Genomic DNA, 18,161 nt, shown 5'->3' on the forward strand with positions numbered 1-18,161 from the left:
TGAGACAGCCCCTTTTTTAAAAACCTGAGCTTTGCTCTTTGTTCTTTATTCTTTCCTCTCTTTCTGTTTCGTAAGATAGTAAACCGGTATTCCGGCCAGCATAATAAGTACGCCCCAACCACATGTACTGGTTCTGTCGATTAACAAAGCAATACATATAGCCGATGCTACAATAATATATAAAGCCGGTAATACAGGATAAGCAAAAGCTTTGTACGGTCTTGGAGCGTCCGGCATTTTTTTACGCAAAATAAAAATACCGTAGATCGTTAGTATATAGAAAATAATTACAATAATCATTACGTAATCCAAAAGGTCGCCGTATTTTCCGGTTAAGCATAAAAAGGAAGCCCATATACATTGGATCCATAAACCCCATCCGGGAACACTTGCTTTATTTAAATCAGCCGCTTTTTTAAAGAATAAACCATCTTTTGCCATAGTATAATACACGCGGGAACCCGCCATAATAAGTCCGTTGTTACAACCAAAAGTCGAGATCATAATCATAACAGCTATAACAATAGTTCCGGTTGCGCCGAAAATATGCTGCGATGCGGCTACGGCAACTCGTTCTGATGGTGCAAATGCTATCTCATTCAGTGGCATTACAGCAACATACATAACATTAGCCAGAATATAGATCACACTAACGATTAAGGTGCCTAAAAATAAACTTAACCCGACATTGCGTTCCGGATTCTTGATTTCACCGGAAATAAAAGTAACACCGTTCCAGGCATCACTCGAAAATAAAGAGCCAACCATCGAAGCGGCAATTGCAGAAAGTAATGTATATCCGGAAATGGCAACCCAGGAATTAGTGTCTTTATTAAAGGATTGCGCATTCCAGGCATCGGCCCAGTTGGCATTCCAGATATCGGCCTTTGCCGCCAGAATAAACCCAAAAATGATTAACCCGAAGAGGGATGCGATTTTGGTAATAGTAAAGATGGTCTGAATGTATTTTCCGTGTTTCACACCCCGACTATTAATATAACTCAGGAAAATAATTGTGGCTATCGAAACCAATTGAGCCGCGTTCAATTGAAATGAACCGATTTCCAGCAGGATATTCGTCTCACTTACAGCCGGTATCAAATACGCGGTAAATTTAGAAAAGGCCACACCAACAGCGGCGATAGTTCCGGTTTGTATAACGGAAAAGAAACTCCACCCGTAAAGAAAGGCGATCAGTTTATTATACGATTCTTTCAGATAAATATATTGTCCTCCGGCATGGGGGAACATCGCACTTAGTTCACCGTAACTTACAGCAGCGGTAATAGTAATAAGAGCAGATACGATCCAGATTGCGATTAACCATCCGGCACTACCGATATTCTGAGTGATTCCGGCGCTTACAATAAAAATCCCGGAACCGATCATCGACCCGACAACCAGCATCGTCCCGTCCAATAAACCCAATTCCCGTTTTAAAGTTGGTGTTTCTTTTTGCATGTGTAATTTTAATTTATTGGGACTAAAGATATGAAAAATGCGTTTTGTTGTGCTTTTTTTTGTAACTTTCATAAAGACAAAAACAAGGTGTTATGGAAAGTGCAAAAGAATATACCAATGGGGAAATTACAGTGGTATGGCAGCAACATTTATGCGAACATTCCGGAAATTGCGTCCGCGGACTTCCTGAAGTGTTCCGGCCGAAAGTCAAACCCTGGATCGAAGTACGAAAAGCAAGCTCGGATGAGATTATAAACCAAATCAAAAAATGCCCTTCGGGTGCCTTATCGTTTTACTATAATAAAAAATAAAATGGAAGATCATTTAAAGCTAGTCAATAATGAAGAAAAAAGCCGCTTCGAATTGGAAGTGGAAAGTTATATTGCTTTTATTGACTATAAAATAAAGGATAAAAAAATATACCTGATCCATACGGAAGTTCCCGCTGAATTGGGTGGAAAAGGTATCGGTAATGCTATTGTGCTGAAAACATTGCATTATATCAAAGACAATGGTTATTCTCTGGTGCCGCTTTGTCCTTTTGTGGCTGCATATATCAAAAGACATACGGAATGGAATACCCTTGTAGCGCACTAAGAATTACCTTGATAGCAGCCAAACATTTCCTATCTTTGCCGAATGAATGAGCATTTAGATCCGACCAACCAAAGATATAATTCAGAGGAACTTGATTTAGAAAAAAAATTAAGACCACTGTCTTTTGACGATTTTACCGGACAGGACCAGGTACTGGAAAACCTAAAGGTATTTGTACAGGCTGCCAATTTGAGAGGTGAAGCACTGGATCATACTTTGTTTCACGGACCTCCCGGACTGGGAAAAACTACGTTGGCGAATATATTGGCAAATGAATTGGATGTTAATATCAAAATTACTTCCGGTCCGGTTCTGGATAAACCGGGCGATCTGGCGGGTTTGCTAACCAATCTGGACGAACGGGATGTTTTGTTTATTGATGAAATCCATCGTTTAAGTCCGATTGTGGAGGAATACCTCTATTCGGCGATGGAAGATTTTAAAATCGATATCATGATCGAAAGCGGACCGAATGCAAGAACGGTTCAAATCAACCTGAGTCCGTTTACATTAGTAGGAGCAACAACCCGTTCAGGATTATTGACGGCTCCGATGCGGGCGCGTTTCGGTATCCAAAGCCGATTACAATATTATAACACCGAATTGTTAACGACCATCGTACAGCGAAGCGCTTCAATCTTACGAATGCCGATTACGATGGAAGCAGCTATAGAAATTGCCGGAAGAAGCAGAGGAACACCGCGTATCGCTAATGCATTATTACGTCGTGTTCGTGATTTCGCTCAGATAAAAGGAAATGGAAAAATCGATATCGAAATTGCCCGTTTTTCACTAAAAGCACTTCATGTAGATGCAAATGGTTTGGATGAAATGGATAATAAAATCCTGAATACAATTATCGATAAATTCAAAGGCGGACCGGTTGGTTTGTCAACATTGGCAACGGCTGTATCCGAAAGCGGAGAGACAATTGAGGAAGTGTACGAACCATTCCTGATTCAGGAAGGGTTTATTATCCGAACACCGCGAGGTCGTGAAGTAACCGAAAAGGCCTATCGCCATCTTGGAAAAACACAGCCGGGTGTACAAGGAGGATTGTTTTAATAATCATGCTTAACAATAAAGAAAAATATACACAATTGATCAAAACCGAAGCCAAACGCCTCGGTTTTTTGTCATGTGGGATTTCCCGGGCGGGCTTTTTGGAAGAAGAAGCGCCGCGTCTTGAAAAATGGCTTAACAGTCAGATGAACGGAAAAATGGGATACATGGAAAACCATTTCGATAAACGGTTAGATCCGACTTTATTGATTGATGAAGCAAAAAGTGTGATATCGTTAACGCTCAACTATTATCCGGAAATAAAACAAAATATAGGAAGCTATAAAATTTCCAAATATGCTTACGGCCAGGATTATCATTATGTAATCAAGGAAAAGTTAAAAGAGTTGTTGTTTTTTATTCAAAATGAAATTGGTGAAGTTTCCGGGAGAGCTTTTGTCGATTCGGCTCCGGTATTGGATAAAGCCTGGGCTGCCAAAAGTGGTTTGGGATGGATCGGTAAAAACAGTAACCTGCTTTCGAAACAAGTGGGCTCTTTTTTCTTTATTGCGGAATTGATTGTGGATCTGGACCTGGAATACGACAATGCCACTACAGATCATTGCGGAAAATGTACGGCCTGTATTGATGCTTGTCCTACGGAAGCAATAGTGGCTCCGTATGTTGTAGACGGAAGTAAATGTATCTCCTACTTCACGATCGAATTAAAAGAAAATATACCCTCCGATGTAAAAGGAAAATTTGATGATTGGATGTTTGGTTGTGATGTTTGTCAGGATGTATGTCCCTGGAATCGTTTTTCAAAACCACATCAGGAACCGCTGTTAAAGCCGAATGAATCGATTCTGTCGTTTTCTAAAAAAGATTGGGAGGAGATAACCGATGAAACTTTCCGTAAAGTTTTTAAAGATTCTGCAGTTAAACGAACAAAGTACGAAGGATTAGTTCGTAATCTCAAATTCTTGAAAGAATAATTCTAAATAATGATTTTTCATATCTTTTTGTAAATCAGATGTTTGTTTCTTTTTGCCTTTTTTGAAATGATAATAAAGCATATTGTTTTTGAAATATTCGCTGTTAAAAGTTTCTAAAATTATGTGCATACCGTTATCTTTGTCAGTTAGTAAAATAAAAAACTATGCATAAAGACAGCAAAAGAAGAGAGGCTTTATTATATCATGCTAAACCTACACCGGGAAAAATTCAGGTAGTACCTACTAAAAAATATGCTACACAGAGAGATCTGGCATTGGCTTATTCCCCAGGAGTTGCAGAGCCATGTTTGGAGATTGAGAAAGATGTAAACAATGTATATAAATATACTGCCAAAGGAAATTTGGTAGCAGTAATTTCAAACGGTACGGCGGTATTGGGTCTGGGTGATATCGGACCGGAAGCATCCAAACCGGTAATGGAAGGAAAAGGTCTTTTGTTTAAAATCTTTGCCGATATCGATGTGTTCGATATTGAAGTTGATACTAAAGACGTAGATAAGTTTATTGAAACAGTAAAAAATATTGCACCGACTTTCGGTGGGATTAACCTTGAGGATATCAAAGCACCGGAATCTTTTGAAATCGAAAGACGTCTGGTTGAAGAGTTGAATATCCCGGTAATGCACGATGATCAGCACGGAACGGCGATCATTTCTGCGGCAGCGTTATTAAATGCTGTAGAATTGGCCGGTAAAAAAATGGAGGACGTGAAAATGGTAATCTCCGGCGCCGGATCAGCAGCCATTGCTTGTGCAAACCTATACGTTTCTTTTGGCGTTAGACAAGAGAATATTGTAATGTTTAACAGTAAAGGAGCATTGCGTAAAGGCGATCCAAGGGTTTCGGAAATGCAGGCAAAATATGCTACTGATAAAGAATATGCATCTCTTGGTGATGCAATGTTAGGAGCAGATGTATTTATCGGATTGTCTTCCGGTGATATCGTAACTCCGGATATGTTATTAGGAATGGCTGATAATCCGATTGTTTTTGCAATGGCCAATCCGCGCCCGGAAATCAATTACGATGTGGCTATTGCAACCCGTAAAGATATTATTATGGCAACCGGTCGTTCTGACCATCCTAATCAGGTTAACAACGTATTGGGATTCCCGTTTATTTTTAGAGGTGCTTTAGACGTTCGTGCGACTAAAATTAATGAAGAAATGAAAAAGGCTGCGGTAGTGGCTTTGGCAAAACTAGCCAAAGAATCAGTGCCGGAGCAGGTTAATATTGCTTATGGTGAAACCAAATTGATTTTTGGTAGAGATTATATTATCCCAAAACCGTTTGACCCGAGATTGATCGCCGAAGTACCGCCTGCGGTAGCTAAAGCTGCAATGGAATCAGGAGTGGCAACAGCACCGATTACCGACTGGGATAAATACCGTGAGGAATTATTGGAGCGTATGGGAGCGGACAATAAGATGTTGCGTTTACTACTTAACCGCGCAAAAACAGACCCTAAAAGAGTCATCTTTGCTGAGGCAGATCACCTGGATGTATTAAAAGCAGCACAGATCGTTTCGGAAGAAGGTATCGGACAGCCGATCTTATTAGGTAACCGTGAAACGATTTTAGAATTAAAAGAAGAAATCGGATTCGATGAAGAAGTATTGATTATTGATCCGAAAACAAAAGACGAGGAAGAGCGTAGAAACCGCTTTGCCGAAGTATACTGGAAAAGCCGCCAAAGAAGAGGAACTACATTGTTAGATGCTCAAAAATGGATGCGCGAGCGTAACTATTTCGCTGCTATGATGATTAATGAAGGAGAAGCAGATGCTTTAGTTACCGGTTACTCAAGAAGCTATCCGACTGTGGTAAAACCAATGTTGGAACTAATCGATAAAGGACATGGTGTTTCGAGAGTAGCTACAACAAACTTAATGATGACCAAACGTGGTCCGTTATTTTTGGCTGATACGGCAATTAATCCGAATCCGTCGGCAGAAGATCTGGCGAAAATCGCATTAATGACAGCAAAAACCGTTAAAATGTTCGGCATGGAACCGGTAATTGCAATGGTTTCCTTCTCGAATTTCGGATCCTCTAAAAATGAAGGAGCGTCTAAAGTACGTGAAGCAGTTGCTTACCTGCATAAAAATCATCCGGATTTAGTTGTAGACGGTGAAATTCAAACCGATTTTGCATTGAACTCTGAGATGTTGAAAAGTAAATTCCCGTTCTCAAAACTGGCAAACAAAAAAGTGAATACACTTATTTTTCCTAACTTGGACGCGGCTAATATCACGTATAAGCTGATAAAAGAATTGTATAAATCGGTGTCAATCGGACCAATTATGTTAGGTTTGGATAAACCCGTACATATTTTCCAATTAGGAGCAAGTGTTGAAGAGATGGTGAATATGGCTGCTGTAGCAGTTGTAGATGCTCAGGAAAAGGAAAAAAGATTAAAACAACAGGTTGCGAAGAAATAATTAGACAAAATTGTCACTTTGCACTATAAAATTAGGATAGTAAAAGATTTTTCTTATTTTTGGTAACAACGAATTCGGTACGTTATGATTGCACACATAAAAGGTAGACTGGTTGAAAAGTCTCCGACTGAAGTAATTATAGATTGTAATGGTGTAGGATATCAGATTAATATCTCGCTCCATACGTTTTCATTACTACCCGATTCTGAAAATATTAAGTTGTATACTTTCCTACAGATAAAAGAAGATGCACATACCCTTTTCGGCTTTGTTGAAAAAGCCGAAAGGGAATTGTTCAAATTGTTGATCTCAGTTTCCGGTATCGGAGCCGGAACCGCAAGAACAATGTTGTCGTCTATTCCTCCACAACAAATCATTCATGCTATAGCAAGTAACGATGTTGCTACGGTTCAGTCTATCAAAGGAATAGGGGTGAAAACAGCACAACGTGTTATTTTGGACCTGAAAGATAAGGTGCTCAAAATTTATAATTTAGAGGAAGTTTCAGCAGTAGAAAGCAATACAAATAAAAATGAAGCGTTATCAGCTTTGGAGGTTTTGGGATTTGTCCGGAAATCAGCTGAAAAAGTAGTTGATAAAATTGTTAAAGATAATCCTGAGGCTTCAGTAGAGTCAATCATTAAACTAGCTTTAAAAAACTTATAATTCTTGGAAACATTTTACTCTCATGATTTTTTTAAGAAGATAAAGACCGGATTCACGATTTTGGTTTTATTCTTTTGTTTTTCTGTACAGGCTCAGGTAGATGAAGAAGAACAAGACTCGATTAAAACCGGATCTTCGCTGGGAAAACTTAATATCTCGAATCCGAAAAGTATTTTGGAAGCTTATACTTATGATCCGGTAACCAACCGATATATTTATACCAAAACATTTGACGGTTTTAATATTAATTATCCGATCATCCTGACACCGCAAGAATATGAAGAACTGGTGTTAAGGGAATCCATGAGAGACTATTTCAAGAAAAAATCCAGTGCTATCGACGGTAAAAAAGAAGGAAGTGAAAGTGCGAAAAAAGACTTATTACCGCGATATTATGTAAACTCAAGTTTCTTTGAAGCGATTTTCGGCGGAAACACTATCGATGTTAAACCGTTAGGGTCTGTTGAAGTTGACTTAGGAATGCGATATACCAAACAGGACAATCCGGCATTCTCACCAAGAAACCGTTCTACTTTTACATTTGACTTTGATCAACGAATTAGTTTGAGCTTACAAGGGAAAGTGGGGACGCGTTTAAATGTAAATGCCAATTATGATACCCAGTCGACTTTCGCTTTCCAGAACCTGATTAAACTGGAATATACACCAACGGAAGACGATATTATTAAAAAGATTGAAGTCGGAAACGTAAGCTTACCATTAAATAGCTCGTTAATCCGTGGTGCGCAAAGCCTTTTCGGGGTTAAAGCACAATTCCAGTTTGGAAAAACAACAATTACCGGGGTTTTCTCCGAACAAAAATCACAAACTAAAACCGTTACAGCTCAAGGCGGCGGAACCATTCAGGAGTTCCAGTTATTTGCTTTGGATTATGATGCCGACCGACACTATTTCCTATCACAATATTTCCGTAATCGATATGACGATGCGTTAAAACAGTATCCGCAAATCAACAGCCGTGTACAAATTACCCGTGTTGAAGTTTGGATTACAAACAAACAGAACCGAGTAAGCGGAACAGATAATAACCTGCGAAATATTATGGCAATACAGGATTTAGGGGAAGCACAACAATTGGGTGTGAATGACACTGAAATCATTGGTATTCCTTCAGGTGGATTCTTTAACCAGCCACCGGGATCTCCGGTAGACAACAAAAATAATAAATTCGATCCGGGAGCAATCGGAACGAATTACCTGAATTCCGGTATCCGTGAAATCGTAAACGGAAGTGCCGGTTTCAATATTCCGGCATATAATGCCGTGGAAGGTAAAGATTACGCCAAACTTGAAAATGCCCGTAAGTTATCGCCAAATGAATTTACTTACCATGCACAGTTGGGATATGTCTCATTAAACCAACGTCTGGCTAATGATGAAGTTTTGGCTGTTGCGTACCAATATACCATCGGGGATAAAGTTTACCAGGTAGGGGAATTCGGAACGGATGGTATTGATGCTACCCAAGTTCAGAACGGAATTCCGTCAACACAAAGTCTTATCGTAAAATTATTAAAAAGTAACCTGACCAATGTGAATCAGCCGATCTGGAACTTGATGATGAAAAACATCTACCAGATTCCGGGTGCATACCAGTTGTCGCAGGAAGATTTCCGTTTCAATATTTTATACACCGATCCGTCTCCGTTAAACTATATTACGCAGGCCGGACCGGGTGGAGCAACACAACCGGCGATTCCGTTACCGGGTGATGTTGAAAATACACCATTGATCAAAGTTTTTAATGTCGATCGTCTGAATTATACCAATGACCCGCAGGTTGGAGGTGACGGATTCTTTGACTTTGTTCCGGGTGTAACTGTTGATCAGCAAAACGGACGTATTATCTTTACAACGGTTGAGCCGTTTGGAGATCACCTTTTTGAAAAACTTCGATCTTCCGGAACTGAAAATTATAACGGAAGTTATGATAGTGGTATTGATTATAATGCCAATCAGCGTAAATATGTATTCCGAAACCTGTATAAAACAACTCAGGCCGGTGCTTTACAGGATAGTGATAAAAACAAATTCCAGTTAAAAGGTAAATTCAAATCATCCGGTGGTGACGGTATTGCTATCGGTGCTTTCAATGTACCTCAGGGATCTGTTGTAGTTACAGCCGGTGGTCGCCGATTAGTTGAAGGTGTGGATTATACGGTGGATTACCAAAGAGGTCGTGTGCAAATCCTGGATCCGTCATTACAGGCGTCCAGTATTCCGATTGAAGTATCATTGGAAAATAACGCAATCTTTGGTCAGCAGACGCGTCGTTTTTACGGTTTGAATGTGGAACATAAATTTTCAGATAAATTCTTGATTGGAGGTACTTTCTTAAGATTATCCGAACGACCTTTTACACAAAAATCGAACTACGGACAAGAATCAGTTAATAATACGATTTACGGTTTAAATACGAATTTCTCAACTGAAGTTCCGTTCTTTACCCGTTTAGTGAATAAACTTCCGAATGTAGATACAGATGTTCCGTCTAATTTATCATTCCGTGGAGAAATTGCTTACCTGCAACCGGGAGCTTCTACTGCCGATCAGTTCAACGGTGAAGCAACTACCTATATTGACGACTTCGAGGGATCGCAAACCACTATCGATATGCGTTCGGCACAAGCCTGGTCATTAGCAAGTACACCGGTAGGTTACGGAGATGAATTGACAGCGCCGGATTATGGTTACCGAAGAGCAAAATTATCATGGTATTCGATTGATCCTACATTCTATGCTTCTTCACAATTACCGGCCGGTTTATCGGTAGATGATATTTCATCGAACAGAACCCGTAGGATTTATAGCCAGGAATTATATCCGGTTACCGATATCGCACAAGGACAAAGTACAGTGATAAATACATTGGACTTAACATACTACCCGAGAGAAAGAGGACCTTATAACTTTAGCCCGTTAGCCAATCCTGCAGATAACTCATTAGGAAATCCGCAAAATAACTGGGGTGGTATTATGAGAGCGATCAACTCAACTAATTTCGAACAGTCTAACGTTGAATATATTCAATTCTGGATGATGGACCCGTATTATGGATCTGATGTTCAGGGAATCACAACTAACGAAGGAAAACTAACATTCAATATTGGTGAAATTTCTGAAGATATCTTAAAAGACGGAAGAAAATTCTATGAAAACGGACTTGGTCCTAATCAGGTTCTGGTTCAACCGCAAGGACCATGGGGGAATGTTCCGGCTTCTCAGTCGTTAATTTATGCTTTCGATACAAACGAAGGAAACCGTACAGCTCAGGATGTCGGATTTGATGGATTAAACGATGGAGAAGAAGCTGCAAAATTCCCGGCATTTGCCAGTAATCCCGATCCGGCTGCGGATAACTATCAGTATTTCTTAAATGCTCAGGGTGACATTATCCAACGTTATAGAAATTATAACGGTGTACAAGGAAACTCACCGATTGCCGTATCTGACACTAACCGTGGTTCAACAACATTACCGGATGTGGAAGATATCAACCGGGATAATACAATGAATACAATTAACGCGTACTGGAAATTCGAAGTGCCGGTTAAATATTATCCGGGAGAAGTTCCGGTAGGTCAGGACTTTATTGCCGATGTACGTGAAAATAATAATGTTGACTTAGCTAACGGAGGTACAGGAAAAGTACGTTGGATTTTATATAAAATTCCAATTCTTGAAGCTACAGATGCGAATCGTGAGGGTTCTATTTCCGATTTCCGTTCCATCCGTTTTATGAGAATGTTTATGTCGAACTTCTCCGATCAGATTACACTTCGTTTCGGAGCTTTAGATTTAGTTCGTGGTGAATGGAGACGTTATTTAGGAACATTAGATCCGAATGAAACGGAACAACAAAACGAAAATGATAATACCGGATTTGATGTGGTTGCCGTAAACATTCAGGAAAACGGAAACCGCTTACCAATTCCATATGTAACACCTCCGGGTGTAACTCGCGAACAGTTATACAACAACAATACAATTATCAACCAGAACGAACAATCGTTGTCGTTACGAGTGTATAAAAAAGATACTGGCTTACCGGGAGCAGGTGGTTTGGAACCGGGCGATTCAAGAGCAGTATTCAAAAATGTAAGTGTGGACATGCGTCAGTTTAAAAAACTAAGAATGTTCCTTCACGCAGAAGCACTACAGCCACCGGCAGAAACTCAGCCGTTAATGGCAGACCAAATGGTAGCTTTCATTCGTTTTGGTAATGACTTTACGCAAAACTTCTATCAGGTTGAGATTCCGTTAAAACCGACTGCTTTTTCAGCGCGTTCGGCTGAGGAAATCTGGCCTTCGGATAATCAAATCGATTTAAGACTGGAATTGCTAACCAAATTAAAAGTGTTGGCATTGCAAGGAAACTTACCGGTTCCGGTTGATCCGTTAACAGGTATTGCGTTTGTAAGAGAAGATGCTTTAGATCCTTCACTATCCGGAAAACCGAATATGCTGACATTAGGTATTAAAGGTAATCCGAACTTTGGTCTGGTACGTACGTTAATGGTCGGAGTAAAAAATATCAGTACGCAGGAAGTAAGAGGAGAAGTTTGGTTCAACGAATTGCGTTTGTCTGAAATGGATAATAAAGGAGGTATGGCTGCTATCGCAAACTTAGATACCAACTTTGCCGACCTGATGAATATTTCCGCTACCGGTAGAATGAGTACCATCGGTTTCGGAACTTTAGAACAAGGACCAAACGAAAGAAGTCGTGAAGACGTAAAACAATATAATATCGTAACCAACATTAATTTAGGAAAACTATTACCTAAAAAATGGGGTATTAACTTACCGTTTAACTACGGTGTGGGAGAAGAGATTATTACACCGGAATACGATCCGTTTAATCAGGATATTAAATTACAGCAATTGTTGGATGTAACAGCCGACGGTGCTGAAAAAGATAACATCCGTAACCGGGCAATCGATTATACTAAACGAAAAAGTATCAACTTTATCGGAGTGAAAAAAGACCGGGCACCGGAACAAAAACAACACGTTTATGATGTAGAAAACTTAACGTTGTCCTACTCATTTAACGAAATGGAACACCACGATTTTGAGGTGGAAAGTTTAGTGGATCAACAAGTGAAGACATCCGCTGATTATGCTTATACGTTTAAACCAAAAGCAGTAGAGCCATTCAAGAATACCAAATTCATGAAGAAAAGCAGCTATTGGAAAATGTTGAGCGACTTTAACTTTAACTTCTTGCCGACAAATATTTCATTTAGTTCTACGATCTTACGTCAGTATAACAGACAACAGTTCAGACAAGTTGACGGTATTGAAGGAATCGGAATTGATCCGTTGTACAGAAGAAATTATTTCTTTAATTATCAGTACGGATTCAACTATAACCTTACAAAATCACTACGTATCAATTACAGTGCGTCGTCTAATAATATTGTTCGAAATTATCTGGATGAAAATAAAATACCGGATCCGAATAATACAATCTGGGATAGCTATTTCGATATCGGAGAACCGAATAACCATACGCAACAGTTGAATGTTAATTACGATTTACCGTTAAATAAATTACCATTCCTGAGTTTTGTAAAATCAACTTATACGTATACCGGTGATTATAACTGGCAACGTTCGTCTGATGCATTCTCATCTATCGATGGTTATGATTTAGGAAATACAATCCAGAATGCCGGATCACATCGATTGAATACGGTATTATCAATGGATAGCTTCTATAAATATATCGGGTTAACAAAACAACGTAAAAAAGTAGCACCGAAAGCTCCGGCTCAGGCACCGAAAGCTCCGGTACCGGGACAAAAAATTACGCAGATGCAACAGGCTCCGGAAGACAAACCGAATATCATTATCGATGGTTTGATCGGATTGGCGACCAGTGTGAAAAATATCCAGATCAATTATACCGATAACGGAGGTACTGTACTTCCGGGATATTTACCGAAAGTAGGATTTTTCGGAACGACACAACCGTCCTTAGGCTTTATTATGGGTAGCCAGTCGGATGTGCGTTATGAAGCGGCTAAAAACGGATGGTTAACCAATTATCCGGAATTCAACCAAAGCTTTACGCAGGTAAAAAATAAATTATTAGATATTACAGCTCAGGTAGAACCGTTTAATGATCTGAAAATTGACTTAAACGCAAACCGTACCTATTCGCAGAACTTCTCCGAACAGTACGATGTGGATGCATTCGGAAATTACAATGCCCGTTCACCTTATGATTTCGGTAACTTCTCAATTTCAACAGTGTTGATTAAAACGGCTTTCTCCAGAAGTGATGAAACCGGATCAGATGCTTTTAATGATTTTAGAGATAACCGATTGACGATTGCAAGACGTTTGGCAACGGAAAGAGGATTGGATCCGAATAATACAACTGCCGACGGATATCCGGTTGGATTCGGAAGAAACAGTCAGGCAGTATTGTTACCGGCTTTCTTAGCAGCGTATACCGGAACGAGTGCCTCAAGTGTGTCGACAGGTATTTTCCGTGATGTGCCGATTCCGAACTGGAATATAAAATATACCGGATTAATGCGTTACGGATTCTTTAAAGAAAACTTCAAACGTTTCTCGTTACAACACGGATACCGTGCGTCATATACTGTAAATTCATTCCGTTCGAATTTTGAATATGATGCAGATCCGAATGCATTAAATCCGACGACAGGAAACTATCCGGTAAAAACCATTGTAGCGAATGTCAACTTGGTGGAACAATTTAATCCGTTGATGCGTGTGGATTTTGAAATGAAAAACTCATTCAAAATTCTGGCAGAAATGAAAAAAGACAGAAGTTTATCATTAAGTTTTGATAATGGTTTGCTGACAGAGGTTAAAGGAAATGAATACACATTAGAGTTCGGATACCGATTTAAAGATGTTACAATCAACTCGCGATTAGCCGATAATCCGATGGGTGTGATTCGAAGTGATATCAATTTAAAAGCCAATTTAACGCTACGTCAGAACGAAACCATCGTACGTTATCTGGATTACGATAATAACCAGTTGGCCGGAGGTCAGGATATCTGGTCGTTAAAATTAACAGCGGATTATATGTTCAGTAAAAACCTGACAGCGATTTTCTATTATGATCACTCGTTCTCACAAGCGGTAATTTCAACATCGTTCCCGATGACGAATATCCGTTCCGGTTTCACATTGCGTTATAACTTCGGAAATTAATAAAGAAAACATTTTAAAGTTACCGCTAATAAATATACATTTGTCAATAAAAATAAACACAATGAATATACCATCTAACTTAAAGTACACAAAAGATCACGAATGGGTAAGCCTTGACGGCGAGATTGCAACGGTTGGAATTACTGATTTTGCACAAAAAGAATTAGGAGATATCGTTTATGTTGAAGTAGAAACATTAGATCAGACGCTAGACAAAGACGAAGTTTTCGGAACCGTTGAAGCGGTTAAAACTGTATCCGACTTATTCTTGCCTTTAGCAGGTGAGATTGTTGAATTTAACGATGCTTTAGAGTCGGAGCCGGAAAGTGTAAACTCTGATCCTTACGGAGCTGGATGGATGATTAAAGTAAAAATCAGCAACCCGGCAGAAGTAGATGGACTTTTGTCAAGCGAAGATTATAAAGCCTTAATTGGTGCGTAAACTTAATCTTTCATTAGCATTAATCTGGTCCTTACTGATAGGAATTGCCTGTTTGATCACTTTTAATGCCGATGTAGGAGGGAAACTTCCGTATAAAGATAAGTTTGTACATTTTGTTTTTTATTTCCTGTTTACAATTCTGTGGTTTCGTACAATCGATGAAATCGTACCGCGGCAAGCACTGTTAAAGAAATTGCGTAACGTGTTTCTTTTGGGTTTTGTTTATGGTGCCGGCATCGAAATATGCCAGGGATTGTTTACCAAAACAAGATCCGCGGATATATTTGATGTCTTAGCGAATAGTGTTGGAGGATTAACAGCAGTATTATTACTGTATTATTACAGAAATAGAAAACGTAATGGCTAAATTAATTAGAAGATAGTAATCCCACTTTTGTGGGATTTTTTTATTTTTATACCATGGATATTAGAAATTACTTAGACTCGACTTATTTAAAAACCGCCGAACAGGCTGGTGTTTCAGAAACGGAGAACAGAAAAATAGTAGCCGACTATGTGGCGGAAGCGATTCAGGAAAAATTTAAACTGATTATGATTCGTCCGGATAGGGTAGCTATGGCTAAAACGATGATTACAGAAGCCAAATCGGCTGTAACTATCGGAACGGTTATCGATTTTCCTAACGGAAACGGAACATTGGAAGAGAAGTTAAATGAAGCGGAACAAGCTATCCGGGACGGAGCTGATGATCTGGATTTTGTGCTGGATTATGAAGCATTTAAAAGAGGTGAAACGGATAAAGTAAAGAAAGAAGTTTTGGAATGCACCCGTTTAGGACTTGCGAATGCCAAAATTGTAAAATGGATTATTGAAATTGCGGCTTTAAATGACCATCAAATCGTACAGCTTTCCGCATTGGTTAAGAACATCGTAATTGCTAACTTTAAGGAAAATCAATACGAGTCTGTTTTCGTGAAATCATCAACAGGATTTTATAAAACGGATGATGGAAAACCAAACGGAGCAACGGTACCGGCTATCAAACTAATGTTGGAAAATGCTTTTCCGTTACCGGTAAAAGCGGCCGGTGGTGTGCGTACCGAACAGGAAGCAATCGAAATGATCCGTCTTGGAGTAAAACGAATCGGAACTTCTTCTGCTAAAACAATTGCAACAGGAGGAAAATCAAATAGCGAATATTAAAGTAGCATTACATGAGGTATTTAGGGTGTGTTCTAATGCTGTTCCTGGGAATGGCAAATTCTTTCTCACAAACCCAAAGTGAGCAGTTTCCGGTTTTTAAAGACTGTAAAAATAGTCCGGCAAAAGAGCAGGAATCCTGTTTTAATACAAAAGTTCAGGACTTTTTCTTCTCCCATTTTAAAGTTCCGCAACAACTAACGGATGCTAATTATAAAGGAACTGTCATTGCCTTGTTCGAAGTCGATTCAACAGGAACGTTTAAGCCGCTTTATATCGATGCGGCCACGCCGGAACTGAAAGAAGAAACCAAACGGGTTTTTGGTCAGTTTGAAAAAGTAGAACCGGCTAAGTTTGCCGGAAGAGCCACTTATGCTAAATATACGGTGCGTATCGCTATTCCGTTGGAAAAAGCAGTTGGTAGTGAATTAACAGCAAATACGGATGACGGAAAAACGGAGGCGAAAGTGAAACAGGAATTGGATGAGTTTGATAAAATCCTAAGCAAACCATTTCGTAATCCTAAATTTAAAAGTAATCTGAATATTCCTTTTTCGCATCAAAATTACGCTGTTTTCGATGCTGCAGTAAATCAGGTAGGAAGTAATAATCATTCCGCTTCTAAACCGTATTCTTATGCTGAAGTAGTAAAATACTATAACTTCGAAGCAGAACAGCAAAAACTGTTGAAAAATAAAACATCCTGGTGGGGTCGGAAACTATGGAATGAAAATCTTGTTGCGATACAAGGGGAAGGGTATTGGTTTACCATCAATCCGATTTTTGACCTGCGTTTAGGAAAAGATACGAATAGCGATTTGAAATATACTTATGTGAATACAAGAGGTGTTCATATCGAAGGAGCTTTAGGAGAACAGTTTAGTTTTTCGAGCTCGGTATATGAAAGTCAGGGGCGCTTTGCCGATTATTACAACCGTTATGCCGAATCGATAAAACCATCCGGAGGGAATCCTGCCATTATTCCGGGAATTGGTATCGCTAAAGAATTTAATGGCGATGGTTATGATTTTCCGTTAGCGGAAGCAAATTTATCGTATTCGCCAAATCAGTTTATCAATCTGCAATTGGGTTATGGACGAAATTTTATCGGAGACGGTTATCGTTCGTTACTATTTAGTGATGCAGCAAGCCCGTATCCGTATTTTAAGATCAATACCACTTTCTGGAAGATCAAATATACCAATACCTATATGTGGTTAAAAGATGTTCGGGATGAAGTAACCGCAGAAAAATCGTATGCGACCAAATACATGGCCAATCATTATCTGAGTTGGAATGTTACAAAGCGCTGGAATATGGGCTTCTTTGAATCGGTTGTTTGGAGTAATGCAAATGATCGCGGTTTTGATTTTAGCTTCGTGAACCCGATTATTTTTTATCGTGCGGTTGAGTTTACCTCTTCTTCAAAAAGCGGAAATGCCGTTTTAGGATTGACTTCAAAATATAAACTGAATAATCAAATCAATGTATACGGACAATTTGTGTTAGATGAATTCTCCTTAAGTGATGTTAAAGCCGGAAACGGAAGCTGGAAAAATAAATACGGATTCCAGATCGGCGGGAAATATTATGATGCGTTTAAAGTGAAAAATCTTTTACTTCAGGCAGAATATAATTATGTGCGACCTTATGTGTATGCCCATAGTAATGTTTTAACCAATTATGGACACAATAACCAAAGTATGGGACATCTTTGGGGAGCGAACTTAAAAGAAGTAGTCGGAATCGCCCGCTATTATTACGGACGTTGGTTTGCCGATGCAAAACTTATTTACGGACAAAGAGGATTGGATTTTAATACGGCAGATAATACGTATAATTATGGAGGTAATATTTACAGAAACTATGATGAAAACAGACCGTTTGATACCGGAGTAGTAACCGGTCAGGGGAATAAAACCAATATTTTGATTGCAGATTTGCAGGCGGGATATTTGGTGAATCCGGCGATGAACCTGAAATTATTCGGAAATATTATTTACAGAAATTTTGATCCGGCAACAGAAACGGCGACAACGGTGAAAAGTACAACAACCTGGTTTTCCGTTGGTTTAAGAGTAGATTTGTTTAATTGGTATTACGACTTCTGATAAAATTTCGTAATTTTAAAATACTAACCAGATAAACAGATTA

At 39.2% G+C, this 18,161-nt stretch carries 12 protein-coding genes; 11 read left to right on the plus strand and 1 reads right to left on the minus strand.

The genetic code is table 11. The features are described from left to right. Nucleotides 1-45 precede the first annotated feature (45 nt). Nucleotides 46-1,461, minus strand: a complete 1,416-nt coding sequence (locus tag NOX80_RS05645; protein ID WP_256552340.1) for an APC family permease — start codon at nt 1,459-1,461, stop codon at nt 46-48. Between the two features lie 92 nt (nt 1,462-1,553). Here NOX80_RS05645 and NOX80_RS05650 point away from each other — a divergent pair, with 92 nt between their 5' ends. The 11 genes from NOX80_RS05650 to NOX80_RS05700 all read left to right on the plus strand — a co-directional run bounded on the left by NOX80_RS05650 (nt 1,554) and on the right by NOX80_RS05700 (nt 18,118). Continuing rightward, a complete protein-coding gene (locus tag NOX80_RS05650) occupies nt 1,554-1,772 on the plus strand; it encodes a (4Fe-4S)-binding protein (protein ID WP_256552341.1) in 219 nt (72 codons plus the stop codon). 1 nt (nt 1,773) lies between these two features. Next, nucleotides 1,774-2,058 carry a GNAT family N-acetyltransferase gene (locus NOX80_RS05655; protein WP_256552342.1) on the plus strand — a complete coding sequence of 95 codons (285 nt, stop codon included), beginning with the start codon at nt 1,774-1,776 and terminating at the stop codon, nt 2,056-2,058. A 42-nt stretch (nt 2,059-2,100) separates the two neighbouring features. After that, complete coding sequence (ruvB, locus tag NOX80_RS05660) at nt 2,101-3,123, plus strand: Holliday junction branch migration DNA helicase RuvB (protein WP_256552343.1); 1,023 nt, start codon at nt 2,101-2,103, stop codon at nt 3,121-3,123. A 5-nt stretch (nt 3,124-3,128) separates the two neighbouring features. After that, entirely contained in the window at nt 3,129-4,055 is a 927-nt protein-coding gene (queG, locus tag NOX80_RS05665; RefSeq protein ID WP_256552344.1) for a tRNA epoxyqueuosine(34) reductase QueG, read from the plus strand. A 164-nt stretch (nt 4,056-4,219) separates the two neighbouring features. Further along, the gene (locus tag NOX80_RS05670; RefSeq protein ID WP_256552345.1) at nt 4,220-6,517 is read left to right on the plus strand and encodes an NADP-dependent malic enzyme; all 2,298 of its coding nucleotides are present in this window, start codon (nt 4,220-4,222) and stop codon (nt 6,515-6,517) included. An 84-nt stretch (nt 6,518-6,601) separates the two neighbouring features. Further along, nucleotides 6,602-7,183, plus strand: a complete 582-nt coding sequence (ruvA, locus tag NOX80_RS05675; RefSeq protein ID WP_256552346.1) for a Holliday junction branch migration protein RuvA — start codon at nt 6,602-6,604, stop codon at nt 7,181-7,183. Nucleotides 7,184-7,186: 3 nt separating this feature from the next. Continuing rightward, nucleotides 7,187-14,404, plus strand: coding sequence for a T9SS outer membrane translocon Sov/SprA (gene sov, locus NOX80_RS05680; RefSeq protein WP_256552347.1), 7,218 nt, complete (start codon nt 7,187-7,189; stop codon nt 14,402-14,404). 61 nt (nt 14,405-14,465) lie between these two features. Further along, complete coding sequence (gene gcvH, locus NOX80_RS05685) at nt 14,466-14,846, plus strand: glycine cleavage system protein GcvH (RefSeq protein WP_256552348.1); 381 nt, start codon at nt 14,466-14,468, stop codon at nt 14,844-14,846. Continuing rightward, entirely contained in the window at nt 14,839-15,213 is a 375-nt protein-coding gene (locus NOX80_RS05690) for a VanZ family protein (protein WP_256552349.1), read from the plus strand. The genes gcvH and NOX80_RS05690 overlap by 8 nt, the downstream gene beginning before the upstream one ends. 53 nt (nt 15,214-15,266) lie before the next feature. Continuing rightward, nucleotides 15,267-16,010 (plus strand): deoxyribose-phosphate aldolase, encoded by a 744-nt coding sequence (gene deoC / locus NOX80_RS05695; RefSeq protein ID WP_256552350.1) that lies wholly within the window; start codon nt 15,267-15,269, stop codon nt 16,008-16,010. A gap of 50 nt (nt 16,011-16,060) precedes the next feature. After that, nucleotides 16,061-18,118 (plus strand): capsule assembly Wzi family protein, encoded by a 2,058-nt coding sequence (locus NOX80_RS05700; RefSeq protein ID WP_256552351.1) that lies wholly within the window; start codon nt 16,061-16,063, stop codon nt 18,116-18,118. Nucleotides 18,119-18,161 lie beyond the last annotated feature (43 nt).

It is taken from the genome of Flavobacterium cerinum, assembly GCF_024496085.1.
In the GTDB taxonomy this organism is placed as follows: Bacteria; Bacteroidota; Bacteroidia; order Flavobacteriales; family Flavobacteriaceae; genus Flavobacterium; species Flavobacterium cerinum_A.